General features: G+C 71.9%; 22 protein-coding genes. 14 read left to right on the plus strand and 8 right to left on the minus strand.

All coding sequences use genetic code 11. The features are described from left to right. Positions 1–99: 99 nt before the first annotated feature. Together rpmI and infC are read right to left on the minus strand one after the other, a co-directional pair. Complete coding sequence (rpmI, locus tag HNR68_RS20190) at positions 100–294, minus strand: 50S ribosomal protein L35 (RefSeq protein ID WP_179723336.1); 195 nt, start codon at positions 292–294, stop codon at positions 100–102. 88 nt (positions 295–382) lie between these two features. Beyond that, positions 383–958, minus strand: coding sequence for a translation initiation factor IF-3 (gene infC / locus HNR68_RS20195; RefSeq protein ID WP_179723337.1), 576 nt, complete (start codon positions 956–958; stop codon positions 383–385). 359 nt (positions 959–1,317) lie between these two features. Between infC and HNR68_RS20200 the strand changes: the two genes are divergently transcribed. Then, the gene (locus HNR68_RS20200) at positions 1,318–1,602 is read left to right on the plus strand and encodes a DUF1844 domain-containing protein (protein WP_380574371.1); all 285 of its coding nucleotides are present in this window, start codon (positions 1,318–1,320) and stop codon (positions 1,600–1,602) included. A 57-nt stretch (positions 1,603–1,659) separates the two neighbouring features. Here HNR68_RS20200 and HNR68_RS20205 read toward each other — a convergent pair whose 3' ends face one another. Together HNR68_RS20205 and HNR68_RS20210 are read right to left on the minus strand one after the other, a co-directional pair. Continuing rightward, positions 1,660–2,046 carry a RidA family protein gene (locus HNR68_RS20205; protein WP_179723339.1) on the minus strand — a complete coding sequence of 129 codons (387 nt, stop codon included), beginning with the start codon at positions 2,044–2,046 and terminating at the stop codon, positions 1,660–1,662. After that, positions 2,046–2,813, minus strand: coding sequence for an IclR family transcriptional regulator domain-containing protein (locus HNR68_RS20210; protein ID WP_179723340.1), 768 nt, complete (start codon positions 2,811–2,813; stop codon positions 2,046–2,048). Before HNR68_RS20210 ends, HNR68_RS20205 begins: the two co-directional genes overlap by 1 nt. Before the next feature lie 175 nt (positions 2,814–2,988). Between HNR68_RS20210 and HNR68_RS20215 the strand changes: the two genes are divergently transcribed. From HNR68_RS20215 to HNR68_RS20230, 4 genes are all read left to right on the plus strand, one after another. After that, positions 2,989–4,224 carry an amino acid deaminase gene (locus HNR68_RS20215; RefSeq protein WP_179725289.1) on the plus strand — a complete coding sequence of 412 codons (1,236 nt, stop codon included), beginning with the start codon at positions 2,989–2,991 and terminating at the stop codon, positions 4,222–4,224. A gap of 19 nt (positions 4,225–4,243) precedes the next feature. Next, the gene (locus HNR68_RS20220; protein ID WP_179723341.1) at positions 4,244–5,830 is read left to right on the plus strand and encodes an N-acyl-D-amino-acid deacylase family protein; all 1,587 of its coding nucleotides are present in this window, start codon (positions 4,244–4,246) and stop codon (positions 5,828–5,830) included. A gap of 48 nt (positions 5,831–5,878) precedes the next feature. Continuing rightward, positions 5,879–7,294, plus strand: coding sequence for a GntT/GntP/DsdX family permease (locus HNR68_RS20225; RefSeq protein ID WP_179723342.1), 1,416 nt, complete (start codon positions 5,879–5,881; stop codon positions 7,292–7,294). A 171-nt stretch (positions 7,295–7,465) separates the two neighbouring features. Beyond that, on the plus strand, positions 7,466–8,623 hold the full coding sequence (locus tag HNR68_RS20230; RefSeq protein ID WP_218888366.1) for a beta-propeller fold lactonase family protein: 1,158 nt from the start codon (positions 7,466–7,468) through the stop codon (positions 8,621–8,623). Here HNR68_RS20230 and HNR68_RS20235 read toward each other — a convergent pair. Next, complete coding sequence (locus HNR68_RS20235) at positions 8,607–10,022, minus strand: cellulase family glycosylhydrolase (protein ID WP_179723343.1); 1,416 nt, start codon at positions 10,020–10,022, stop codon at positions 8,607–8,609. The genes HNR68_RS20230 and HNR68_RS20235 overlap by 17 nt on opposite strands. Positions 10,023–10,252: 230 nt before the next feature. Here HNR68_RS20235 and HNR68_RS20240 point away from each other — a divergent pair, with 230 nt between their 5' ends. The 4 genes from HNR68_RS20240 to HNR68_RS20255 all read left to right on the plus strand — a co-directional run bounded on the left by HNR68_RS20240 (position 10,253) and on the right by HNR68_RS20255 (position 14,831). Then, a complete protein-coding gene (locus HNR68_RS20240) occupies positions 10,253–11,539 on the plus strand; it encodes an extracellular solute-binding protein (protein ID WP_179723344.1) in 1,287 nt (428 codons plus the stop codon). A gap of 96 nt (positions 11,540–11,635) precedes the next feature. Next, entirely contained in the window at positions 11,636–12,517 is an 882-nt protein-coding gene (locus HNR68_RS20245; RefSeq protein WP_179723345.1) for a carbohydrate ABC transporter permease, read from the plus strand. Then, positions 12,514–13,359, plus strand: coding sequence for an ABC transporter permease subunit (locus tag HNR68_RS20250; protein WP_179723346.1), 846 nt, complete (start codon positions 12,514–12,516; stop codon positions 13,357–13,359). The genes HNR68_RS20245 and HNR68_RS20250 overlap by 4 nt, the downstream gene beginning before the upstream one ends. Continuing rightward, a complete protein-coding gene (locus tag HNR68_RS20255) occupies positions 13,356–14,831 on the plus strand; it encodes a beta-N-acetylhexosaminidase (RefSeq protein WP_179723347.1) in 1,476 nt (491 codons plus the stop codon). The genes HNR68_RS20250 and HNR68_RS20255 overlap by 4 nt, the downstream gene beginning before the upstream one ends. 309 nt (positions 14,832–15,140) lie before the next feature. On the opposite strand, the gene HNR68_RS20260 is transcribed toward HNR68_RS20255, so the two are convergent. Both HNR68_RS20260 and uvrA read right to left on the minus strand, forming a co-directional pair. Beyond that, on the minus strand, positions 15,141–16,595 hold the full coding sequence (locus tag HNR68_RS20260; protein WP_179723348.1) for an amino acid carrier protein: 1,455 nt from the start codon (positions 16,593–16,595) through the stop codon (positions 15,141–15,143). Positions 16,596–16,799: 204 nt separating this feature from the next. Next, a complete protein-coding gene (uvrA, locus tag HNR68_RS20265) occupies positions 16,800–19,661 on the minus strand; it encodes an excinuclease ABC subunit UvrA (RefSeq protein WP_179723349.1) in 2,862 nt (953 codons plus the stop codon). Positions 19,662–19,976: 315 nt separating this feature from the next. Between uvrA and HNR68_RS20270 the strand changes: the two genes are divergently transcribed. The 5 genes from HNR68_RS20270 (at position 19,977) to ligD (ending at position 24,386) form a co-directional block, all read left to right on the plus strand. Then, positions 19,977–20,726, plus strand: a complete 750-nt coding sequence (locus HNR68_RS20270) for a maleylpyruvate isomerase N-terminal domain-containing protein (protein WP_179723350.1) — start codon at positions 19,977–19,979, stop codon at positions 20,724–20,726. Between the two features lie 101 nt (positions 20,727–20,827). Beyond that, positions 20,828–21,325 carry a DUF7144 family membrane protein gene (locus tag HNR68_RS20275; RefSeq protein WP_179723351.1) on the plus strand — a complete coding sequence of 166 codons (498 nt, stop codon included), beginning with the start codon at positions 20,828–20,830 and terminating at the stop codon, positions 21,323–21,325. A gap of 121 nt (positions 21,326–21,446) precedes the next feature. Next, positions 21,447–22,124, plus strand: coding sequence for an MBL fold metallo-hydrolase (locus tag HNR68_RS20280; protein ID WP_179723352.1), 678 nt, complete (start codon positions 21,447–21,449; stop codon positions 22,122–22,124). Positions 22,125–22,259: 135 nt separating this feature from the next. Then, positions 22,260–23,327, plus strand: coding sequence for an AI-2E family transporter (locus tag HNR68_RS20285; protein ID WP_179723353.1), 1,068 nt, complete (start codon positions 22,260–22,262; stop codon positions 23,325–23,327). 60 nt (positions 23,328–23,387) lie between these two features. Continuing rightward, complete coding sequence (gene ligD, locus HNR68_RS20290) at positions 23,388–24,386, plus strand: non-homologous end-joining DNA ligase (RefSeq protein WP_179723354.1); 999 nt, start codon at positions 23,388–23,390, stop codon at positions 24,384–24,386. Between the two features lie 74 nt (positions 24,387–24,460). On the opposite strand, the gene bla is transcribed toward ligD, so the two are convergent. Beyond that, the gene (bla, locus tag HNR68_RS20295) at positions 24,461–25,351 is read right to left on the minus strand and encodes a class A beta-lactamase (RefSeq protein ID WP_179723355.1); all 891 of its coding nucleotides are present in this window, start codon (positions 25,349–25,351) and stop codon (positions 24,461–24,463) included. Between the last annotated feature and the right edge of the window lie 82 nt (positions 25,352–25,433).

A 25,433-nucleotide genomic window follows, 5' to 3' on the forward strand; every position in this document is an offset into this window, starting at 1 on the left:
CCGTCCTGTTGTCTCATCGGGGGCGGGATGTCCGCCCGTGCGGGTGACTGGGGGGTCGTGTGGACTCGCTGCTGCCCGGGAACGGGCGGCGGAGCGTCCTCAGCGACCCAGCAGCTTGTTGATGCGCTTGACGTCGGCCTTGGCCACCGCTTCGGTGCCCTCCAGGCGGCGGGTGACCCGGCTGGACTTCTTCTCCAGGATGTGCCGACGACCGGCCTGTTCACGCCGCAGCTTGCCCGAACCGGTCACCCTGAAGCGCTTCGAGGTGCCCTTGTGGGTCTTGTTCTTCGGCATTGGTTTCGTCCTCGTTTCGTACTGATGCCGGGCTGGGGCGCGGATGGCGTCCCGGCCCGGCCTCGCGATCACGAGCCCTCGGCGACCGTCAGGCGTTCGCCTTGGGCTTGGTCTTGTTCGTCTTGTGCGGCGCAAGAACCATGATCATGTTCCGACCGTCCTGCTTCGGGTTCGCTTCGATGAACCCGAGTTCGGACACATCATCGGCCAGTCGCTGCAGCAGGCGGAAACCCAGCTCGGGACGCGATTGCTCACGACCGCGGAACATGATCGTCACCTTGACCTTGTGACCCTGGTTGAGGAAGCGGGACACGTGCCCCTTCTTCGTCTCGTAGTCGTGCGGGTCGATCTTCGGCCGGAGCTTCTGCTCCTTGATGACGGTCTGCTGCTGGTTGCGACGCGACTCGCGAGCCTTCTGCGCGCTCTCGTACTTGAACTTGCCGTAGTCCATGAGCTTGCAGACCGGCGGGCGCGCCTGCGGGGCGACCTCGACAAGGTCCAGATCCGCTTCCTGGGCGAGTCGGAGCGCGTCCTCGATGCGGACGATCCCGACCTGTTCTCCGTTCGGTCCGACCAGACGGACCTCCGGAACCCGGATGCGGTCGTTGATGCGCGTCTCGGAGCTGATGGGCCCTCCTCGGTTCGATGGCTGTGTTGACTGCACCGCGGCGCGTAGAGCTCACCCCGGAATGCGAAGATCCCGTCGTTCCGCTCTCGCGGCCCGCGGGATCCTGACTCCAACCGATCGAACCGGTACCGCACGCAATACCGTTTCGCGCTACCGGTAGCGCTGCGGCCGCCGGCAGGACCGGACCCGGAAGCCTGTGGCGGCTACTCGGGTGGGAGCGGGACTCCACTTTGCCGCCCCCGCCTGCGCGGGAGCTGGTCGTGCGTGTCAGGGTAGCAGGCGTGACCGAACCGCAGCCAACACCCCCGACCAGCGACGACCGCCAGGGTGAGCCACCACACGTCGCGGACCTCCAGGACAACGTCCGTGACCTCGCCGATGTTCCCAGCGTCGAGGTGATCAGCCGCGCGGCGGTCATGCTGATGTCCGCCTCGGCGGAGAAGCTCGGCCTGGCGTCCGAGGACCCGGACACCGCCCCGGAGCGGGACCTGGACGAGGCACGCCGGCTGATCACCGCCCTGGCCGGCCTGGTGTCCGCCTCGGTGGAGTACCTGGGGGCGCACGCCGGCCCGATCCGCGACGGGCTGCAGACCCTGCAGCGGGCCTTCCGCGAGGCCTCGGCCATCCCGGACCCGCCCGGCCAGGGCCCCGGCGAGAAGTACACCGGCCCGGTCTACTGACGTCCCTGGACCCGTGAACCGCGCCTCCCGCCGGCCCGGCGGGAGGCGCGCTCGTCTTCAGTCGAGGACGGCGAGGGCGTCGATCTCGACCAGCAGGCCGGCCGGGAGGCCGACGTAGACCGTGGTGCGGGCCGGGAAGGGCTCGCCGACCACGCGGGCGTAGGTCTCGTTCATCTCCGCGAAGTGCGCGGTGTCCGTCAGGTACACGCGCAGCATGAGCACGTCCTCGAGGGAGCCGCCCTCGGCCTCCAGGATCGCGATGACGTTGCGCAGGCACTGCTCGGTCTGCTCGGCGACGCCGCCCTCGACCACCTTCCCGGTGGCCGGGTCGACGGCGGTCTGACCGGAGACCTGCAGGATGCCGCCCTTGCGCACGCCCTGCGACAGCGGGATGCCCGCCGGCGGCTCGGGGGCTCGGTCGGTGCTGACCACGGTCCTGGCCATCAGGTGTCCTTCCTCTTGTCGTCCGTTGGGTACCAGCCCAGCTCGGCGGAGATCCCGCCGGCTGCGCGCAGCACGTCGTCGACGAACCCGAGCAGCCCGTCGAAGTCCAGCAGCACCTTCGGCACCGACAGCGACACGGCCGCCACGGTCTCGCCGCGGTGGTTGCGGACCGGCGCGGCGACGCAGTGGATGAAGTCCTCGTGCTCGGTGCGGTCCACCGCGTACCCCTGCTCGCGCACCCGCTCCAGCTCGGCGAGGAACCGCTCGGCGGAGTCGAGGGTGTTCGCGGTGAGCCTCGGGTAGCTCAGCTGCTCGGCGAACCGCTCGCGCTGCGCCGGGGGCCAGTCCGCGACCAGGGCCTTGCCGACCGCGGTGCAGTGCACGGGCGCGCGGCGGCCGATGCGCGAGTACATCCGCACCGGGTGCTTGCTGTCGACCTTGTCGATGTAGACGACGTGGTCGTCCTCCAGCGTCGCCAGGTGCACGGTGTGGCCGCTGGTGCCGTTGAGCTCCAGCAGGTGCGCGCGGGCGACGTCGCGGACGTCGAGGTCCTCCAGCGCCTGGTGGGCCAGGTCGAACAGCGCGCTGCCGAGCCGGTAGTGGTGCACGTCCTCGCGGCGGACGAAGCGGCCGGCCTCCAGGGTGCGCAGCAGGCGCATCACGGTGGACTTGTGCACGCCGAGGCGCTGGGCGAGCTGGTCGAGGGTCCGTGGACCGGCGGCCAGCGCGGTCAGCACGGCCAATCCCCGTTCCAAGCTCTGGCTCACCGACCACTCCCGTCCCGTTGACGCGTCAGCGGCGTGATGGTACACACCATTCCATCATCATACGCAATCGGCGTTGCATTCTACGCAATAGGAGACGGTGGTGTCAGCACCGGGTATCAACACCGCAGCGGTTCGCGCCCTGTACGACGAGCGCATCGACTGGCGCTTCAAGGGCATGCCCGCGGACGCCTTCGGCTCCACCGCGGGGGAGTTCCTGGCCACCCGCCCGACGGTGTTCGGGAGCGGCTTCGTCGGCCCGCTGCTGACGCTGGACAACGCCGCGCTGGAGCACAACCTGCGGACGATGGCGGCGTGGTGCGCCGAACGCGGTGTGCAGCTCGCCCCGCACGGCAAGACGACCATGGCTCCGCAGCTGTTCGCGAAGCAGCTCGCGCACGGCTCCTGGGGCATCACCGCCGCCAACACCAGCCAGCTGCGCGTGTACCGCGCCTTCGGCGTGCAGCGGGTCGTGTTCGCCAACGAGCTGGTGGACCGCAACGGCCTGGCCTGGCTGGCCGGCGAGCTCGACCGCGACCCCGAGTTCCAGTTCTGCTGCTACGTCGACTCGCTGCGCGGGGTGCACCTGATGGCCGAGGCGCTGGCCGCGCACGGCGCCTCCCGCCCGGTCGACGTGCTGGTCGAGCTGGGCGCTCCCGGCGCCCGCACCGGTGCGCGCACGACCGCGGAGGCGCGGGAGATCGCCGACGCGGTGCTGGCGAACCCGGTGCTGCGGCTGGTCGGCGTGGCCGGGTACGAGGGCGAGGTCGCGCACGACGTCACCGACGAGTCCCTGTCCGCTGTGGACGACTACCTGCGCCGGGTCCGCGCGCTCGTGGCCGAACTGGCCGACGCGGGCCACTTCAGCGGTCTTGACGAGGTCATCGTCACCGCGGGCGGCAGCGCCTACTTCGACCAGGTCGCCGAGGCGATCAGCGGCCCCTGGCCCGCCGGTCTGCCGGTGGTGCCGGTGCTGCGCAGCGGTGGGTACCTGCTGCACGACGACGGCTTCTACCGGGTCCGCTCCCCGTTCAGCCGGCCGCACCGGCTGGCCGGCGAGGAGCCGCCGTTCCAGCCCGCGATGCGGGTGTGGGCGCAGGTCGTGTCCCGTCCCGAACCCGGCCTGGCGCTGCTCACCATGGGCCGCCGCGACGTCTCCTTCGACCAGGGGCTGCCGGAACCGCAGGTGCACCGCGGCGCCGACGGCGCGGTCCGCGAGCTGCCGGAGGGCTCGTGCCGGGTGCGGGCGCTGGCCGACCAGCACGCCTTCCTGGAGCTGACCGGCGCCGAACCGCAGGTCGGTGACTGGGTCGGGTTCGGGCTCTCGCACCCCTGCACGGTGTTCGACAAGTGGTCGCTGATCCCGGTTGTGGACGGCGACGAGGTGGTCGACCTCATCCGCACGTTCTTCTGAACCGACCGGAGGTTCCGCGATGGACGCAGTGGTCCGAGGGGCGCGGGTCGTCGACGGCGACGGTGGCCCGAGCTACCGCGCCGACGTCGGCATCGAAGGCGGCGTGATCACCGAGATCACCGCACCCGGCCGGTTGCGCGGCAGGCGCGACCTCGACGCCGACGGGCTGGTGCTCGCCCCGGGCTTCATCGACATGCACGCCCACTCGGACCTGCAGCTGCTGGCCAACCCCGACCACACCGCGAAGGTGTCGCAGGGCGTGACGCTGGAGGTCATCGGGCAGGACGGGCTGTCCTACGCCCCGGTCGACGACGAGACGCTGGCGACGCTGCGCACGCAGATCGCCGGGTGGAACGACGACCCGCCCGGCTTCGACTGGAACTGGCGCAGCGTCGCCGAGTACCTCGACCGGCTCGACGCCGGCATCGCCACCAACGCGGCGTACCTGGTGCCGCAGGGCACGCTCCGGCTGCTGTGCGTGGGCTACGACGACCGCGACGCCACCGACGCCGAGCTGGACCGGATGCGCGAGGTCCTGGCGCGCTCGCTGGACGAGGGCGCGTTCGGGATGTCCTCCGGCCTGACCTACACGCCCGGCATGTACGCCGACACCGACGAGCTCGTCGCGCTGTGCGAGGTGGTCGCGGAGCGCGGTGGCTACTACAGCCCGCACCACCGCAGCTACGGCGCGAGCGCGCTGGCCGCCTACGCGGAGATGATCGAGGTCAGCAGGCGCTCCGGGTGCCCGCTGCACCTGGCGCACGCCACGATGAACTTCAGCGTCAACCGCGGCAGGGCCGCCGACCTGCTGTCCATGGTGGACGCCGCGCTGGACGAGGGCTGCGACATCACGCTGGACACCTACCCCTACCTACCGGGCAGCACCTCGCTGCACGCGTTGCTGCCCAGCTGGGCGATGGCCGGTGGCGTCGAGGCCACCCTGGCGCGGCTGCGCGACCCGCAGCAGCGCGAACGGATCCGCGTCGCGCTGGAGGAAGAGGGCTCGGACGGCTGCCACGGGGTGCCGGTCGAGTGGGACACCATCGAGATCAACGGCGTCCGGCGCGAGGACAACGGCCACCTCGTCGGCCGCACCGTGGCCGAATCCGCCCGCGCCGCCGGGAAGGCGCCCGCCGAGCACTACTTCGACGTCCTGGTGTCCGAGGAGCTCGGCAGCTCGTGCCTGATGCACGTCGGGCACGAGGAGAACGTGCGGGCCATCATGCGGCACCGGGTGCACACCGCGGGCAGCGACGGGCTGCTGGTCGGCGCGCGCCCGCACCCGCGCGCGTGGGGCACCTTCCCCCGCTACCTCGGCCACTACGTGCGCGAGCTCGGCGTGCTGGGGCTGGAGGAGTGCGTGCAGCACATGACGTCCCGGGCCGCCGACCGGCTCGGGTTGGCCGACCGCGGCCGGATCCGCCCCGGGTGCGCCGCGGACCTGGTGCTGTTCGACCCGGACACGGTCGCCGACACCGCCACCTTCGACGACCCCCGCCGGCAGGCCGTGGGCATCCCGCACGTGCTGGTCAACGGGGTGCCGGTGATCGAGGACGGCCACCGCACCGACGCGCTGCCCGGCCGCGCCCTCCGCAAGCCGCGGTGACGCGCACGGCCCACCGCCCGAGAACACCCCTCCCCCAGGAGTGTCACCGTGGACACCTTCCTCCAGTGGCTCCAGCACGACACCTCCGGCCTGCTCGTGCTGTGCGCAGCCGGGATCGCCGTGCTGCTGCTCATGATCATCCGGTTCCGGGTGGAGCCGTTCATCGCGCTCATCGTCACCGGCCTGCTCATCGCGCTGGCCGCCGGGCTGTCCGTCGAGGACATCGTCGGGACCGCGCAGTCCAGCAGCGATTCGCTGCTGGAGAGCGGGTTCGCCAGCATCCTCGGGCACATCACCGCGATCGTCGGCCTCGGCACGATCCTGGGGGCGGTGCTGGAGGCCTCCGGCGGCGCGCAGCTGCTCACGCGCACGCTGCTGGGCGCGTTCGGCGAACGGCGCGCGCCGCTGGCGATGGGCCTGTCCGGGCTGGTCTTCGGCATCCCGGTGTTCTTCGACATCGGCATCTTCGTGCTGGCGCCGCTGGTGTACGTGGTGGCGCGGCAGGGCGGCAAGTCGATCCTGCTGTACTGCCTGCCGCTGGTGGCCGGGCTGTCCATGACGCACGCGTTCCTGCCGCCGCACCCCGGTCCGGTGGTGGCGGCCGGACTGCTCGGCGTGGACCTCGGCTGGATCATCCTGATGGGCCTGGCCTGCGGGCTCCCGGCGTTCGTGGTGAGCGGTCTGCTCTTCCCGCTGTGGATCGGCAAGCGCATCGACCTGCCGGTGCCGGAGGACGTGCTCGCCGCCGCCGACGAGGTGGCGCGCCGGAACGAGGCCGAGCAGCGCCCCGAACCGGGGCTGGGTACCGTCGCGTTCATCATCGGCCTGCCGATGGTGCTGATCCTCGGCGCCACCTTCGGCAGCATCACGCTGCCGGAGGGCAGCGCGGCGCTGTCGGTGCTGACCTTCCTCGGCAACCCGACGGTGGCGCTGACCATCGCGGTGCTGCTGGCGTTCTGGCTGCTGGGCACGCGACGCGGCATGACCGGCCGGGAGATCTCCGAGCTGACCGGGGGCTCGCTGCGCCCGCTGGGCATGATCCTGCTGGTGGTCGGCGCGGGCGGGTTCTTCGGCAAGGTGCTCGCCGAGACCGGCGTCGGCGAGGCCCTGGCCGGGTCGCTGCAGTCCACCGGACTGCCGCTGCTGGTGTCGGCGTACGTGATCAGCTCCGGGCTGCGCATCGCGCAGGGGTCGGCGACGGTGGCGATCGTGACCACCGGCGGCATCGTCGCGCCGCTGCTGCACGCCGGCGAGCTGTCGCAGGCGCAGCTGGCGCTGGTCGCGGTGGCGATCGCGGCGGGCTCGATCATCGCCTCGCACGTCAACGACGGCGGTTTCTGGATCATCAGCCGCTACTTCGGCATCCCGGTCAGGGACATGCTGAAGTCGTGGACCGTGCTGGAGACCGTCCTGTCGCTGGTCGGGTTCAGCATGGCGGTCCTGCTGTCCGCGGTGCTCCCCTAGGACGCCCCCCCGCAACGAGCGGAGCGCGTGCGGGCGCCGCGAACGGTGATACCCGTTCTTCCCGGTGTGGGCGCGGGTTCCGCGGCGTCAGCATGGGAACATCGTGGTCTAGTCCACTGGGCCCGGATGCGGCAGACTGTCCACGATCGTCCACCGAGCAGGGAGAACATCGTGCGGGACAACGCAATGCCGCGTCGCCGGTTCCTCACCGCCGCCGGCGCGATGGGCCTCGCCGGAGCGGCCGGGGTGCTCGCCGGCACCAGCACCGCAGGCGCGACGACCTCGTCCGCGCCCCGGCCCGCCCCGGCACCGCACCGCGCAGCCGGGCTGGTGGCGCTGATCGGCAGCTACACCTCGGCGAGCCCGGCCGGTCGGGGCCTGGAGGTGGCCGTCCGCACCGAGACGGGCGCGCTCGAACCGTCCGGCGTCGTGGAGGGCGTGCCCGACGCCTCGTTCGTCGCCTGGTCCCCGGACCACCGCCACCTCTACGTCACCAACGAGACGGCGGAGGGCAGCATCACCGCCGTGGACCTGTCCGGGGACGGCCCGGTGGTGCTGGGCAGCCGGCCGAGCGGCGGTGCGGGCCCGACGCACGTCAGCGTGCACCCCGACGGCGAGTACCTCCTCACCGCCAACTACACCGACGGCACGGTCGCGGTGCACCGCCGCAACCCCGACGGCACCATCGGCGAGAACACCGCCGTGGTGCAGCACCCCGGCGCCGAGCCGCACGCGCACCAGGTCCTGGTCGACCCGAGCGGGCTGTGGGTCGTGGCGGTGGACCTCGGCGCCGACGCGGTGTTCGTCCACGCCCTCGACACCACCGCCGGCACGCTCACCCAGCACCAGCACCTGGAGCTGCCCGCCGGCACCGGACCGCGCCACCTGGCCTTCCACGGCGACCGGGCCTACCTGCTGGCCGAGCTGAAGTCCGAGATCACCGTGCTGGCCTGGGACCCCGACACCGGGCAGTTCACGCCCGGCCAGGTCATCGGCACCCGCGAACCCGGCGCCGACGGCGAGAACTTCCCGGCGGAGGTCGCGGTCAGCCGCGACGCCCAGTACGTCTACGCCTCCAACCGCGGCGACAACACCATCGCCACCTTCGCGGTCACCGACGACGGCCTGGAGTTCCGGGGCACCACGCCGACCGGCGGCGACTGGCCGCGCCACTTCGCCCTCGACCCGGAGGAGACGTCGGTCTACGTCGCCAACCAGCGTTCCGGGGCGATCACCCGGCTGGCCCGCGACCCGGGCTCCGGCGCGCTCTCCCCCACCGAGGACGTCTACGAGTGCCCGTCGGTCGCCGTCATCACCTTCCACGGCTGATCGGCGGCGCCGATCCGGCTGGCGGCTGCTCGACCGGTGGCCGGACGCCCCGGACCGCGAGGCCCGGGTGCACCGGCTGCTCCCCGCGGACCTCGTGGGGTGAGCCGTCGACCAGGCGGTGCCAGGCGTCGGCGCGCCAGTCGTCGCCGTCGTCGAGGAACATGCGGTTGCCTGCGCTGTCCCAGTGGACCAGTGCCCAGCCGTTGCCCTCGCGGTCCTCGTGCCAGCCGACCAGGGGCCAGTAGGCGAAGTCGGTGTCGTGGGCGACGAGGAAGTCCACGAAGTTCTCGAACCACGCCCGGGCCCCCGGGTCCTGCTCGTCGCGCCCGCCCACGCCGAACTCGCTGATCCACAGCGGTGCGGTGCAGGGCCGGCCGTCCTCGGTCACGAAGAACGCCTGGCGCTGCAGCACCTCGTACAGCTCCTCGCGGGACAGGTCCTGGTAGCGCGGGTCGCTGGTCTCCCCCACGCCGGTGGCGCCGGAGTGGTTCGGGCCGGTGTAGCCGTAGAAGTGCGCGGAGTACACCAGCTTCCCGGGCTCCGCCAGCGTGTGCGACAGCGTGCGGACCGGTTCCAGCGTCGGGCGGCCGTGCGGGAGCCCGTCGACCGGGAGCCCGACCCAGTTGATCCCCTCGATGATGATGAGCAGGTTCGGGTTGGCCTCGGTGAGGATCCGGTCCCCCGCGCGCTGCGAGGCGGCGAACCAGTCGTGCTCGTCCCCGAGCCCCCAGTTGGGGTCGTCGAAGAGGTCGCGGCGCACCTCGTTGTAGAGGTCGGCGCCGACCACGCGCGGGTTGTCGCGGTAGCGGCGCGCCATGAACAGCCAGTCCTGCTCCCACTGCTCGTCGCTCTGGCTGCTGTTCCACCGCTCGTTGCCGTCGATCCCGCAGCACCACCGGCTGGTGCCGGTGTGGTTGTTCAGGATGACGGCGAAACCCCGCTCGGTGAGCGCGGACACCGCGGCGTCGTAGACCTGCAGGCGGGTCATGCCGCGCAGCTGCGGGTTCGCCGCCACCGCCTCGTCCGGCACGACCGCCTCGTCGTGGATCATGTCGTTGGCGAAGGGCAGCCGGACGCTGTTGAGCCCGAGTTCGGCGAAGCTGTCCAGGATCTCGTCCATCGGCGCCCGGTCCAGGCCCAGCGGGATGCCGTGGCTGTTCTCGCCCGCGTGGTGGTTGGCGGGGTCGTCGACGTCGCCGCTGCCGAGGTAGGTCCCGCTGGCGCCGTGCCAGTTTCCGGCCTTGAGCTTGAAGCGGTCGCCGTCGGCGTCGACGATGTAGCGCCCTTCGGTGTGCAGCGGACCGGTCCACGTCGCGGCGAGGTCGGGTTCCGCCGGGGCGGGCGGGACCGGGTGGAGCAGCGTCGCGGTGAGGACCGTGCTGAGCACCCCGGCGATCATGCGCGCTCCCTGTTCCGTCGGCAGCGGGAGTTCCCATCCTCGCAGCGGACGGCGGCCCGGAAAGAACTGTGAATTCACCACTTTTGCCGCTGTTCACCACGGATCCCCGCTGGTCGCAAGCAGTCCCGACGAAGAAGATTGGTTCAGACCTTGCCTTTCGGAGTAGCGGTCCATAGCATCCGATTGCTCACTGCGGAACCAGAATTGCAGACACTGCAACGGAGACTGCCATGCGCGCCTGGAAAGCCCTCACCATCACCGCCCTCGGCGCGTTGCTCACGGCGTGCGGCCCTCCGCAGGTTCACCAGGACGCACCCACCGCCGACGAACGCGCCGGCACCCTGCGGGTCTGGCTGTTCGACGAGGCGAGCCGCGGCCCCAAGCAGGCCGTCGTGGACGAGGCGGTGGCCCGGTTCGAGGCCGAGCACCAGGGCGTCGAGGTCGACGTGCAGTACATCCCCGTGGACACCCGCGCGGAACGGTTCACCGGCGCGTTCAACGACCCGGCCAGCGCTCCGGACGTCGCCGAGTACGGCAACACCGACCTGGCCGGCTACGTCGCCGCGGGCGGCCTGGCCGACCTGACCGACGAGCTCGCCCGGTGGCCGGAAGCCGCCGACCTGGACCCGGCGGTGCTGGAGACCGCGAAGGTCGACGGGAGGGTCTACGGCGTGCCCTGGTACACCGGGGTCCGCGCGCTGTACTACCGCACCGACGTCTTCGCCGAGCTCGGCCTGCAGCCGCCGCGCACCACCGCCGAACTCGTCGACACCGCGCAGCGGATCCGCCAGGCGCGCCCCGACCTCTACGGCATCTCCGTCGGCGGCAAGTACCACTACGCGCTGATGCCGTTCATCTGGGCCGCCGGCGGCGACCTGGCGCGCCAGGAGGGCGACCACTGGGTCTCCACTGTGGACGAACCGGCGGCCCGGCAGGGCGTGGCCACCTACGCGTCGCTGATCAGCGGCGGCGCGTGCCCGCCGGAGCAGTGCGCGGACATGACCGGCAGCCAGGCCGTGCAGGCGTTCGCCTCCGGCAAGGCCGCGATGACCATCGGCGGCGACTTCAACCGCGCCGCCGTGGACGCCGGCGCGGCCGGTGGGAAGTACGCCGTGGTCCCGCTGCCCGGTACCACGCCCGGGTCGATCGCCCCGGCCTTCGCCGGCGGCAACATGCTCGGCGTGCTGGAGTCCTCCCAGCGCGCCACGCTGGCGCAGGAGTTCGTGCAGCTGCTGGCGGGCAAGGAGTACCAGCGCACGATGTACGAGGCGATGGGCAACCTGCCGGTGTTCACCGACGTGCAGCGGCAGCTCGTCGGTGCCGATCCCGCGGTGGCGCCGTTCGTGCAGACCCTGCAGGCCGGCACCCGGTTCGTGCCCACCACGGCGGGCTGGTCCGAGATCGACGCGCGAGGCGTGCTGCCCACGATGGTGCAGCAGGTCGTCCGCGGCACCACCGTGGAGCGGGCCACGTCCGCGGCGGCCGCGCGGATGGACGACGTGTTCGGGGACCGCTGAGATGCGGGTTCTCACCGACCACGCGGCCCCGGTGGGGACCGCAGGCGTGATGCCCGCTGGAGTCGCGCACCGACCGGCGGACCGGGGTCGGGTGTGATGGCCGCACTGCTCTACCTGGCCCCGGCCGGGCTGGTGCTCGTCCTCATGATGGGCTACCCGCTCTACCAGCTGGTGCAGATCTCGCTCTACGAGTACGGGCAGGCGCAGGCCTCCGGCGGCGCTCCGCTGGAGTTCCTCGGCGCGGGCAACTACCTGACGCTGCTGGGCGACGCGCAGTTCTGGACGGTCCTGGTGCAGACCTGCCTGTTCGCCGCGGTGTGCGTGGTCGGCAGCCTGGCGGTCGGCATCGCCCTCGCCGTGCTGGCCACCAGGATCCGGCCGCTGCCACGACTGCTGCTGTTCCTGGCCGCGATCGGCGCCTGGGCCACTCCGGCGATGGCCGGCTCCACCGTCTGGCTGTTCCTGTTCGACCAGGACTTCGGTCTGGTCAACGAGGTGCTCACCGGGATCGGCGTGGACGGCGCGGCCGGGTTCTCCTGGACCTACGACAAGTACGTCGCCTTCGGCCTGGTGGCCGCCGAGGTGATCTGGTGCTCGTTCCCGTTCGTGCTGGTGACCACCTACGCCGGGCTCACCGGCATCCCGAGCGAGGTGGTGGAGGCCGCGGCGCTGGACGGTGCGTCGGCGTGGCGGACCGCGCGCACCGTGCTGCTGCCGATGCTCCGGCCGGTGCTGGTGATCGCCACCATCCAGTCGATCATCTGGGACTTCAAGATCTTCACCCAGATCTACGTGATGACCAACGGCGGCGGCGTGGCCGGGCAGAACCTGGTGCTCAACGTCTACGCCTACCAGGAGGCGTTCGCCGGGGCGGACTACGGGCTGGGCTCGGCGATCGGCGTGGTGATGACCGTGCTGCTGGTGCTCATCACGCTGGCCTACCTGCGCGCGCAGCGGAAGGACGGTGCGGTGGCGTGAGGTCGTCGCGCAAGCCCCGGGTCGCCGACGCGGTGGCGGTGCTCGTCGCCGCCGTGGTGGCGTTCCCGCTGTACTGGATGGTGCTCTCGGCGTTCAAGCCGGAGGGCGAGCTGCTGTCCACCGATCCGCGGCCGTGGACCTTCGCCCCGACCCTGGACGGGTTCCGCCGGGTGTTCACAGTGGAGGGTCTCGGCGGCTACTTCGTGAACAGCCTCGTGGTGGCCGTCGCGGTGGTGCTGCTGTCGGTGCTCCTGTCGTTCCTGGCGGCGGTGGCGCTGACCCGGTTCCGGTTCCGGGGGCGCACCGTGCTGCTGGTGATGGTCCTGGTCGCGCAGATGGTCCCCGTGGAGGCGCTGACCATCCCGCTGTTCTTCCTGATGCGCCAGGTCGGCGACGTGGCCCCGGCCTTCGGGCTCAACCACCTCGGGTCGCTGGTGCTGGTGCACCTGGCGTTCAGCCTGCCGCTGGCCATCTGGGTGCTGCGCGGGTTCGTGGCCGCCGTCCCCGAGGAGCTGCAGGAGGCCGCCACGCTGGACGGCGCCGGCCGGGCCCGCTTCGTCTGGCAGGTCCTCTTCCCGCTCGTGGCGCCGGGTCTGGTGGCCACCAGCGTGCTGTCGTTCATCCACGCCTGGAACGACTTCCTGTTCGCCAAGACCTTCATCATCTCCGCGACGGAGAACCAGACGCTGCCAATGGCGATCCTGGTGTTCTTCACGCCCGAGGGCAACGATTGGGGGGCCATCATGGCGGGTTCGACGCTGATGACGATCCCGGTGCTCGTCTTCTTCGTGCTGGTCCAGCGCAAGCTGGTCGCCGGACTGGCCGGGGCGGTGAAGGGATGAGCTGGGACTCGCTGCTCCCGCGCCCGGTGCGGGTCCGGCCGGCGGCCGGGGTGCTGGAGCTGGACGCCGACACCACCGTCGGCGGCGAACCCACCACCGCGGAGTGGTTCCGCCGGTACGTCGGCGCGGCGACCGGACTCCCCCTGGCCGACGCCGAGCGGCCGACCATCGAGTTCCGCGTGGACAGCGGCGAATCCGTGCCGGGCGGCTACCGCGCGCACATCCGCCCGGACGGCGTCGAGGTCGTCGCGCACGACGCGGCCGGGGCGCACCACGCGGCGCAGACGTTGCGGCAGCTGCTGGGCCCCTCGGCGTACCGGTCCGCGCTCATCCACTACGGACGGTTCCTGCTGCCGTGCGGGCAGGTGGAGGACCGGCCGCGCTTCACCTGGCGCGGCTGCCACCTCGACGTGGCGCGCCACTTCCTGCCCAAGCGGGAGGTGCTGCGGTTCGTCGAGCTGCTGGCCGCGCACAAGCTCAACGTGCTGCACCTGCACCTGACCGACGACCAGGGCTGGCGGGTGGAGGTGCCGCGCTTCCCGGAACTCACCCGCACCGGCGCCTGGCGGCGGCGGTCGATGGTCGGTCGCGGCCCGGAACCGGAGTTCGACTCCCGGCCGCACGGCGGCTTCTACACCTCCGACGACCTGCGCGAGATCGTCGCGCACGCGGCCCGCCACCACATCACGGTGGTGCCGGAGGTCGACGTGCCCGGCCACAGCCAGGCCGCCATCGCCGCCTACCCCGAGCTGGGCACCGGCGGCCGCCCCGAGGTCTGGGACTCCTGGGGCGTGAGCGACGAGGTGCTCAACACCGACCCGGCGACCGCGGACTTCTACCGCGCGGTCCTCGACCACCTGATGGAGGTCTTCCCGTCCCCGGTGATCTGCGTCGGCGGCGACGAGGTCCCCGGCAGCACCCCGGAGCACGGCGCCTTCCTGCGCGAGCTCATCCAGCACGTGCACGTGCGCGGGCGCCGCGCCTCGGGGTGGGACGAGCTGCTGGACGCGGTGGACCCGCTGCCCCCGGGCACCATCATCGCGGCGTGGCGCGACGAGCAGGCGGCGGCGCGGGCCGCCGCACGCGGCCACGACGTCGTGCTGTGCCCGGAGACGCACTTCTACCTCGACCACCGCCAGTCCGACCACCCCGACGAGCCGGTCCCGGTGGGGTTCCTGACGACGCTGGAGAAGGTCTACAGCTACCAGCCGCGGCCCGACGTGCTCGGCGTCCAGGCGCAGGTGTGGACCGAGCACCTGGACACCCCGCGGCGGCTGGACTACGCGGCCTTCCCGCGCCTCGCGGCCTTCGCCGAGGTGGCCTGGAGCGAGCAGCGCGACCTCGCCGACTTCCAGCGCAGGCTGGTCGGGCACCACCTGCCCCGGCTGGACGCCTACGGCGTCGAGTACCGCCCGCTCAGCGGCCCGCACCCCTGGCAGACCCGGCCGGGAGTGCCCGGCCGGCCCCGGTGATCGCCGGACCGATCCCGCGGAAACAGCGCGTGACGCGGCCCGCGGGTACGGCGTCGTCCAGCTCAGCCGGACCCGGGCGGCATCGGCGCCATCAGCGCTCCCTGGACTTCCGCTCTCCCCACGGGAGCTGCAGCAGGCCCCGCACCGCGAGGCGACCTCGGTGGTGCGCGTGGTCGGCAGCGCCCCGCACGCCGACCGCCCGAGCGGCAGTGACGTCCTGCTGTCCCGCGGGGTCCCCGGGAGCAGGAAGGACGGTGCCCGCCGTGAGGCGCTGCGGGCGGGGCGCCCCGCCCGCAGCGCCACCGGACCTCAGCTCGTCGGAGACTTCTCCGGTTCCGGGCTCTTCGGGTCCCAGCACTCCACGCCGGTCAGCTCCGGCAGGCGGTCGCGGGTGAAGACCGGGTCCAGGCCCTGCTTCCGCTGCTCGGTGTAGTCACGGAGCAGCTTGAGGGCGACCGCGCCCAGCGGCGCGATCGCCGCCAGGTTCACCAGCGCCATGACGCCCATCGTGGTGTCGGCCAGGTTCCACACCAGGTCCGAGGACCCGATCGCGCCGAGGAACGTCACCACCAGCGCCACCCACCGGTACCCGGTGAGCACCGCCCTCTTCCGGGTGAGGAAGGCGACGTTGGACTCGCCGTAGAAGTAGTTGCCCAGCACCGAGGTGAACGCCACCAGCAAGATGACCAGCGTCAGCAGGTGCAACGACCAGGTGCCCAGGTTGTCCTGCAGCGCCTCCTGCGTCAGCGTCGCGCCGCGGCCCTCGCCGTAGGTCGGGTTCGACAGCAGCACGATGAACGCGGTCGTGGAGCACACCAGCAGGGTGTCGACGTAGACCCCGAGGGTCTGCACCAGGCCCTGCTTGACCGGGTGGCTCACCGACGCGGTGGCACCGGCGTTCGGGGCCGACCCGAGACCGGCCTCGTTGGAGAACATCCCGCGCCGCACGCCCTGCACGATCGCCGCGCCCAGACCACCGGCGACGACCTCCTCGAAGCCGAAGGCGCTGCTGAAGATCTGCCCGATCACCCCGGGCAGCGCGTCGATGTTGAGCACCACGATGACCAGGCCCAGGACCATGTAGAGCGCGGCCATGAACGGCACCAGCATCTGCGCGACGTGGGCGATGCGGCGCACGCCGCCGAAGACGACCGCGCCGGTGAGCGCCACCAGCGCCAGGCCCAGCACCGGCTCCAGCCAGCCGGGCCCGGTCGCGCCGGTCGCCTCCACCGAGGTCATGATCGCGTCGACGATGGTGTTGCTCTGCACCGCGTTGAACACGAGGCCGAACGTGACGATGATGACCACCGCGAAGAGCACGCCCATCCAGCGGGCGCGCAGGCCGTGCAGCATGTAGTAGGCCGGACCACCGCGGTACCCGGTCTCGTCGCGCACCTTGTAGAGCTGGGCCAGGGTGGACTCCACGAAGCTGGCTGCGCCGACGACCAGGCCCATCACCCACATCCAGAACACCGCGCCGGGCCCGCCCAGCGCGATCGCGGTCGCCACGCCGGCGATGTTGCCGGTACCGATGCGGGCCGCCGCGGAGATCGCGAACGCCTGGAACGACGAGACGGCCTTCCCGCCGTCCTCCGCGGTCTCGGCCCGGCCGACCATCGCGCGGACCATCTCCGGGACCATCCGGATCTGCACCGCCCCGGAGCGCACCGTGAACCACAGGCTCAGCAGGGCCAGCACCGGGATGATCAGGTAGAGCCAGAACGTGTCGTTCAGCGCGACGATCGCGTCGTTGAGCGCTTCCACGTACACACCTTTCCGCCGGTTCGGCGCGCCGGGACCGGCGCGCGTCGGGGTGGACGCGCTCGCCGGGGCGCACCGTTCGTTGGGGTCGGCACAGTCTCCACGATCACGGAGGTGATGTCCCGGCGCCGTGGCGGAAATGTTGTGAAGCGGGGCCTGCACCGAGTGGCGCAGGCCCCGACGCGGGTGACGAGCTCGCGGGTGAGGTCAGCCCTCGGCGAGCACCGGGGCCAGGAACCGCCCGGTGTGGCTCTCGTCGATGGCGGCGAGGTCCTCCGGGGTCCCCTCGGCCACCAGCGTGCCGCCGCCGGCACCGCCCTCGGGACCCAGGTCCAGCACCCAGTCCGCGGTCTTGATCACGTCGAGGTTGTGCTCGATGACGATCACCGTGTTGCCCTTGTCCACCAGGCCGTTGATCACGCCGAGCAACTTGCGGATGTCCTCGAAGTGCAACCCGGTGGTCGGCTCGTCGAGGATGTAGACCGTCTTGCCGGTGGAGCGCTTCTGCAGCTCGCTGGCCAGCTTCACGCGCTGCGCCTCACCGCCGGACAGCGTGGGCGCCGGCTGGCCCAGCCGCACGTAGCCGAGCCCGACGTCGACCAGCGTCTTGAGGTGCCGGTGGATGGCGGTGATCGGCTCGAAGAACTCCGCGGCCTCCTCGATGGGCATGTCCAGGACCTCGGAGATCGTCTTGCCCTTGTAGTGCACCTCCAGGGTCTCCCGGTTGTACCGGGCGCCCTTGCACACCTCGCACGGCACGTACACGTCGGGCAGGAAGTTCATCTCGATCTTCAAGGTGCCGTCGCCCGCGCACGCCTCGCACCGGCCGCCCTTGATGTTGAACGAGAACCGGCCGGGCTGGTAGCCGCGCACCTTCGCCTCGGTGGTGGCCGCGAACAGCTTGCGGATGTGGTCGAACACACCGGTGTAGGTGGCCGGGTTCGACCGCGGGGTGCGGCCGATCGGCGACTGGTCGACCTGGACCAGCTTGTCCACGTGCTCCAGGCCCTTGACCCGGGTGTGCCGGCCCGGCACCTGCCGGGCGCCGTTGAGCTTGTTCGCCAGCACCGACGCGAGGATGTCGTTGACCAGCGTGGACTTGCCGGACCCGGAGACGCCGGTGACCGCGACCAGGCAACCCAGCGGGAACGACACGTCGATCTTGCGCAGGTTGTGCTCGCGGGCGCCGACCACGGTCAGCTGCCGCTTGCGGTCAGGGACGCGGCGCTCCACCGGCACCGGGATCTGCTTGCGCCGGGCCAGGTAGTCGCCGGTCAACGACTTCGTGTTGTCGAGCAGCTCCTTGTACGGGCCGCTGTGCACCACCTGGCCGCCGTGCTCACCGGCGCCCGGGCCGATGTCGACCACCCAGTCCGCGGTGCGCACGGTGTCCTCGTCGTGCTCCACGACGATCAGCGTGTTGCCCAGGTCCCGCAGCCGGCACAGCGTCTCCAGCAGCCGGTGGTTGTCCCGCTGGTGCAGGCCGATCGACGGCTCGTCGAGCACGTAGAGCACGCCGACCAGGCCCGACCCGATCTGGGTGGCCAGCCGGATGCGCTGCGCCTCCCCACCGGACAGCGTCCCGGCGGCGCGGTCCAGCGACAGGTAGTCCAGCCCCACGTCGAGCAGGAAGCCCAGCCGCGCCTGCACCTCCTTGAGCACCGCCCCGGCGATCATCTGCTCGCGCGGGCCGAGCTCCAGGCCGTTGAGGAACGTCGCGCACTCCCGCACGCTCAGCGCGCAGACCTCGGCGATGGACAGCTCGCCGTAGTCCGGGTTGGTCATGGTCACGGCCAGGATCTCGGGCTTGAGGCGGGTGCCGTCGCAGGCCGGGCACGGCACGTCCCGCATGTAGCCCTCGTACTTCTCCCGGGCGTAGTCGGACTCGGTCTGCTCCAGCCGCCGCTCCAGGAACGGGATGACGCCCTCGTAGTTGGCGTAGTAGGAGCGGGTGCGGCCGTAGCGGTTCTTGTAGCGGACGTGCACCTGGTCGTTGCTGCCGTGCAGCACCGCCTTCTTGACCTTGGTCGGCAGCAGGCGCCACGGGGTGTCCATCCGGAAGCCGATGGACTCCGACAGCGAGGTGAGCAGCCGGGTGAAGTACTCGGCGGTGTGCCCGCCGGCCCACGGGGCGATCGCGCCCTCGGCCAGCGACAGGTCCTCGTCGGGCACGACCAGCTCGGGGTCGACCTCCTTGCGGATGCCGAGACCGGCGCACTCCGGGCACGCGCCGTAGGGCGAGTTGAAGGAGAAGGACCGCGGTTCCAGCTCGTCGACGCCCAGCGCGTGGCCGTTCGGGCAGGCCAGGTTCTCGGAGAACGTGCGCTCCCGGTCCGGGTCGTCCTCGTCGAGGTCGATGAACTCGATCACCACGAGGCCGTCGGCCAGCCGCAGCGCGGTCTCCACCGAGTCGGTCAGCCGCTGCTTGGCGCTGCGCTTCACGGTGAGCCGGTCCACGACCACCGCGATGTCGTGCTTCTCCTGCTTCTTCAGCTTCGGCGGCGAGTCCAGCGGGTGCACCACGCCGTCGACGCGGACGCGCGCGTAGCCCTGCGACTGCAGCTGCTCGAACAGGTCGACGTACTCGCCCTTGCGACCGCGCACCACCGGGGCCAGGACCTGGAACTTGGCCCGCTCCGGCATCTCCAGCACCTGGTCGACGATCTGCTGCGGGGTCTGCTTGCTGATCTCCTCCCCGCAGGTCGGGCAGTGCGGCGTGCCGGCCCGCGCGAACAGCAGCCGCAGGTAGTCGTAGACCTCCGTGATGGTGCCCACGGTGGACCGCGGGTTGCGGCTGGTGGACTTCTGGTCGATCGACACCGCCGGGGACAACCCCTCGATGAAGTCGACGTCCGGTTTGTCCATCTGCCCGAGGAACTGCCGGGCGTACGCGGACAGCGACTCGACGTAGCGGCGCTGCCCCTCGGCGAAGATGGTGTCGAAGGCCAGGCTCGACTTGCCGGAGCCGGAGAGCCCGGTGAACACGATGAGGCTGTCCCGGGGCAGATCGAGGTCGATCCCGCGCAGGTTGTGCTCACGGGCGCCGCGGACGACGAGGCGGTCAGCCACAGTGATCCCTTCGGAAGTTCTGGCGTTGAGGTCGGCGCACGCCGCTGGGCCGGGCGCGGAACCCGGCCGGAGGCAGGTCGCGACGTCGCGTCGCCATGCTATTCGGGGCCACCGACACTCCCGGATCGGCTGCGTCCCGCACCGGGGCGACCACCGATTGTCACTCCAACGTGTGACATTCGGAGTGGTGGGCCACCGACACTCCCGACGATACGCAAATTCCCCCGGAATGGGCACTGTTGCCGTTGTGGCCTGCGCAATTAGTCTCGGTACTTCACGTTGCCCAGCGCACCCCTCCGTCCCGTGAGGTGGACCATGGCTGACACCGTCCAGCTGACCGGCGCGCAGCTGTCGCGCGAGGTGACCACCCAGCTGGCCAAGGTGGAGCGCGCCACCGACCGCCTGCTGCGCACGGTGGAGGGCCTGGACGAGGTGTCCGTGCGGCAGCCCAGCCTGCTGCTCGGCTGGAGCCGCGCGCACGTCATCTCCCACCTCGCGCGCCACGCCGACGGCTCCAGCAACCTGCTGATCTGGGCCCGCACCGGGATCGAGCACCCGATGTACGCCAGCGGGGACGACCGGGACGACGCCATCGCCGAGGGCGCCCAGCACAGCCACCGGCTGCTGGTCGAGGACCTGACCGCCTCCTGCGAGCGCTTCGCGCGCTCCGCCCGGGAGCTGCCGGAGAACGCCTGGACCGCCGAGATCGCCGACGCCGTCGGCGACCCGATGCCCGCCCACCACGTGCTGCGGCTGCGCCTGCTGGAGGTGTGGGTGCACCTGGTCGACCTCGACCACGACGTGGACTTCGCCGACATCCCGCTCGCCGACGCCGAGCAGCTGCTGGAGGACGTCGTGCAGCAGTTCGGCGGTCGGCCGGACGTCCCGGCGCTGGCCGTGGAGGTCGACTTCGGCGACCACGAGCGCACCTGGGAGCTACGCGGCACCACCGCCCCGCCGAGCCGCGTGCGCGGCGAGCCGGGCCCGGTGCTCGGCTGGCTGCTGGGCCGCACCGACGCCCAGGACCTCCAGGGCACCGCTCCCGACCTCCCCGACTGGCTCTAGGGACACCGGCTGCGGACGCGCGTCGCTCCGAGCTGCGTGCGTCGCCCGATCGCGCGACGCTGGCAGCGGAAGTCGTCGAGTACGCAGAGGGGGCGCTCACGATGTCCAGTCCGCAGACCGGTCCCAGCTCCGAGCAGCCGAGGGCCGACACCCACCAGGCCGAGCAGCGCGCGCACGGACCCGAGCAGCAGAAGCAGTGGGCGATGACCTCCGCGCCGGAGGCCTCCGCGATGTCCGGGTGGCTGGCGTTCGCCGGCTCGCTGATCCTGCTGGTCGGGATCTTCAACATCATCGACGGGTTCACCGCGCTGTTCCGCACCGACTACTTCATCGTCGGCGAGGGCCAGCTGCTGGTGTTCAACTTCGCCACGTGGGGTGCGATCTGGCTGGTGCTGGGCGTGCTGCAGGTGGCCACCGGGGTGGGGTGCCTGTACGACATGACGTGGGCCCGCACCACCGGCATCGTGCTGGCCTCGCTGTGCGCGATCGGCCACCTGGCGTTCCTGGCGGCGTTCCCGCTGTGGTCGCTGCTGGTGATCGCGCTGTCCGTCCTGGTGATCTACGGGCTGGTGGTCCCAGGCAAGCGCGCCACGACCTGACCGCTCCCCGACCACGGGCTCCGGGGGGCCGGTCCCGACGGGACCGGCCCCCCTCCCTCGCGGGTCTCGCGCCCGAGGCGGCGTGCTGATCGAGCGCGTGGGGAGGCTCTAAGCTCGGTGCGTGGAGTTCGAAGCTGAGTACACGGGACACGTCGAGCCCGGCGGGAAGGCGGCTCGCCGGGAGCTGGACGCGCTGACCATCACCAAGATCTCGGTCGGCCCGATGGACAACAACGCGTACCTGCTGGTGTGCCGCAGCACCGGCGACGCGCTGCTGGTCGACGCGGCCAACGAGTCCGAGCGGCTGACCGACCTGCTCGGCTACGACGACCAGCGCCCCCGGCTGCGCACCATCGTCACCACCCACCAGCACGCCGACCACTGGCAGGCGCTGGGCTCGGTGGCGGGGCAGACCGGCTGCTTCACGGTGGCGCACCCGGCCGACGCCGACGCGCTGCCGGTGCCGCCGGACCGCCTGGTCGAGCACGGCGACACCATCGCCGTCGGGGAGTCGCAGCTGTCGGTGATCCACCTGCGCGGGCACACGCCGGGTTCGATCGCCCTGCTCTACCGCGACCCGAAGGGCCACCCGCACCTGTTCACCGGGGACTCGCTGTTCCCGGGCGGGGTGGGCAAGACCAACTCGCCGGAGGACTTCCGGTCGTTGATCGACGACGTGGAGAACCGGATCTTCGCCGAGCTGCCGGACGACACCTGGTTCTACCCCGGCCACGGCGACGACTCGACGCTGGGCGAGCAGCGCCCGCACCTCGCCGAGTGGCGCGAGCGCGGCTGGTGACCTGACGACCTCGCTGGACGGGGCCGCCTGGACTCCCGGGCGGCCCCGTTCTCGTCCGTCCGGTGCCTCCGCAGGCGGGTCGCTGGGTGGTGGCCGATGCTGGTGGGCGTCGTCACACCGGGGAGGGCGTGCGCCATGGCCGACTCCGCTCCCGCGCCGGACGGGCGACCGCCCGCGCCACCGTCCCTGCTGCGCCACGCGCAGATCGCCTGCGTCTACCTCGCGGTGGCGGTGCTGGCCGCGCTGGCCTACAGCGTGCGGACCATGCTCGTGCTGATCTTCGTCGGCTTCTTCCTCGCCCTCGGGATCGAGCCGGTGGTGGGGTGGCTGCACCGGCACCGCTGGCGGCGCGGGGCCGCGGTCCTCGCCGTGCTCCTGCTGGTGGTGCTCCTCGTCGGCGCCGTCGTGCTGTTCGCGATCGTGCCCGCGGTCGGTCAGGTCGGCCACTTCGCCGCCCAGCTGCCCCAGCTGCTGTCCCAGCTGGGCGTGCACCTGGGCGACCACCGGCTGCGCGACGAGCTGGCCGACCCCTCCGTCCAACAGGAGCTCCAGCAGGTCGTCAAGCAGGCCGCGACGGCCCTGGTGAGTGCGTTGGGCGCCGGGTTCGCCGTCCTCGGGGCGCTGCTCGGCGGCGTCTTCGCCGCCTGCACGGCCGGTGCGCTGGTGGTCTACTTCTCCCTGGCCATGCCGCGGATCGAGGGAGCGCTGGTGCGCGCGTCGGCCGCCCACCCCGGACGCCCGGACGCGGTCCGCGCGGCCATGGGGCGGGTCGGCGGCTACGTGACCGGCCAGGCCCTGGTCTCGCTGTGCGCGGGCGTGGTGTCCTACGTGTTCTTCCTGGTCGCCGGGATCCCCTACCCGGCGCTGCTGGCCCTCGTGGTCGCCGCGCTCGACGCCGTCCCGCAGGTCGGCGCGACGCTGGCCTCGGTGGCGGGCGTCCTGGTGGCGCTGTCGCAGAGCCTGCCCCTGGCCGTGGTCACGCTGCTGTTCTTCCTCTGCTACCAGGCGTTCGAGAACTACCTGATTGCCCCTCGGGTCTTCGCCCGGACCGTGGAGCTGAGCCCGCTGGCGGCGTTCCTGGCGATCCTGCTGGGCGGAGCCCTGGCCGGCGTCCTGGGCGCCCTGGTCGCCCTCCCCGTCACGGCGGCGGTGAAGGTCCTCTACGCCCAGGCCCGCGCCGAGCACGCCGCGGCGAGCACCTGACGCCGCTGCGTGCGGGGGCCGTGAGCCCTAGGCTGACCTCGAGCGGGTGGGAGGTCGGCCGTGGGCGGTTCGGTGGTGCTCGAGCTCGGGGGGACCGAGGTGACGGTGTCCCACCCGGACAAGGTGTTCTTCAGCCTGCGCGGGGAGACCAAGCTCGACCTCATCCGGTACTACCAGTCGGTGGCCGACCCGCTCATGCGCACCCTGCAGGGTCGACCGCTGCTGCTGGAGCGGTACCCCGAGGGAGCGGGCGGCAAGTCGTTCTTCCAGAAGCGGGTGCCGGGGTCCGCGCCGGAGTGGCTGCAGACCACCGTGGTGACCACGCCCAACGGGACCACCAGCGACGCCCTGGTGGCCGCCGACCTGGCGCACATCGCGTGGGCGGTGAACCTCGGCTGCCTGGGCTTCCACGTGTGGCCCTACCACGCCGACACCCCGGAGGTCGCCGACGAGCTGCGCATCGACCTCGACCCCTCCCCCGGCGTGACGTTCCCGCAGGTCGTCGAGGCCGCGCAGCTCACCCGGGAGCTGCTCGGCGAGCACGGCGTCGACGCGCAGGTCAAGACCTCCGGGTCGCGGGGCCTGCACGTCTACGCCGCGCTGCTGCCGCGGTGGAACAGCTACCAGGTGCGGGCCGCCGCGGTGGCGCTGGCCCGCGAGCTGGAGCGCCGCCACCCCGACCTGATCACCGCGAAGTGGTGGAAGGAGGAGCGCGGCTCCCGGGTGTTCGTCGACTACAACCAGAACGCCCCGCACAAGACCGTCTTCGGGGCCTGGTGCGTGCGCCCGCGGGTGGGCGCGCAGGTGTCCGCGCCGATCTGGTGGGACGAGCTGGACACCGTCGACCCGGACTCGCTGACCATCGCCACCGTGCCGGGCCGGGTGGCCGAGCGCGGTGACCCGTGGGCCGACCGGCAGCCGCAGTCCCTCGAGTCGCTGCTGGAGCAGTCCGAGCGGGACATGGCGAGCGGGTTGCAGGACGCACCGTGGCCACCGGTGTACCCGAAGCAGCCCAACGAACCCCCGCGCGTCGCCCCCAGCCGCGCCAAGCGGGGCTGAGGGTTCCGCGACTCGGTGCCGGCACTGCGCTCCCCGACGGGAGGAACCCGGCCGTCCACAGTGGCCTGTGCTGGTCAGCCCAGGGTCTCCGCGACCACGCGGGCGGTGTCGGCGAGGAGGGCGTCGTCGTACTCGTCGTCCTTCCGCGGCCTGCTGGTGAGGATCGCGAGGACGATCGGGGTGCCGTCGTCGGTCCAGGTGACGCCGACGTCGTTGCGCGTCCCGTGCTCGCCCGCACCGGTCTTCTCCCCGGTGCGCCAGGTCGGCGGCAGCCCGGCGCGGATGCACGTGTCGCCGGTGGTGCTGGCGACCAGCCAGGAGGTCAGCCGCTCCCGCTCTGGCGGCGCGAGCGCGTCACCGAGCACCAGCGCCCGGTAGCCCGCGGCCAGCCCGGCCGGGGTGGAGGTGTCCCGCTCGTCGCCGGGGACCGCGGTGCCCAGGTCGGGCTCCCACCGGTCCAGGCGGGTCGTGGCGTCCCCGATCGAGCGGGCGAACGGCGCGATCGACGACGGGCCGCCGCGTTCGCGGAGCAGCAGGTTCGCCGCCGTGTTGTCGCTGACCGTCATCGCCACCTCGCACAGCGCGGCCACCGTCATGCCGGTGTCCACGTGCTGCTCGGTCACCGGCGAGTAGCTCACCAGGTCGTCCGGCCCGTAGTGGACGACCTTCTCGAAGTAGCCGCTGGCCAGGCTGTGGTCGCGCAGCAGGGCCGCCACGGCGTAGGTCTTGACCGTCGAGCACAGCGCGAACCGCTCGTGGGGGCGGTGGACCAGGGTCCGCCCGGTGCGGACGTTGACCGCGTGCAGGCCCAGCCGGGCGTCGTAGCGGCGCTCCAGCTCGCCCAGGTCCGGAGCGGGCGCGGGCGCGGGAACCCCCTCCCCGGTGCCGCACGCCACCAGGGCCGGCACCGCCAGCAGCGCGCCCAGGACAGCGCGTCGCCCCAAGCGGACGTCGTTGTGCTGCACGTGGTTCCTCCGTTCAGTCCACCGTGGTCAGAGCGTCGGGACCCAATGAAGCAGCCCGCGCGCGATCGCGCCAATCCGCGGC

The sequence above is a fragment of the Saccharopolyspora hordei genome (assembly GCF_013410345.1).
In the GTDB taxonomy this organism is placed as follows: domain Bacteria; phylum Actinomycetota; class Actinomycetes; order Mycobacteriales; family Pseudonocardiaceae; genus Saccharopolyspora; species Saccharopolyspora hordei.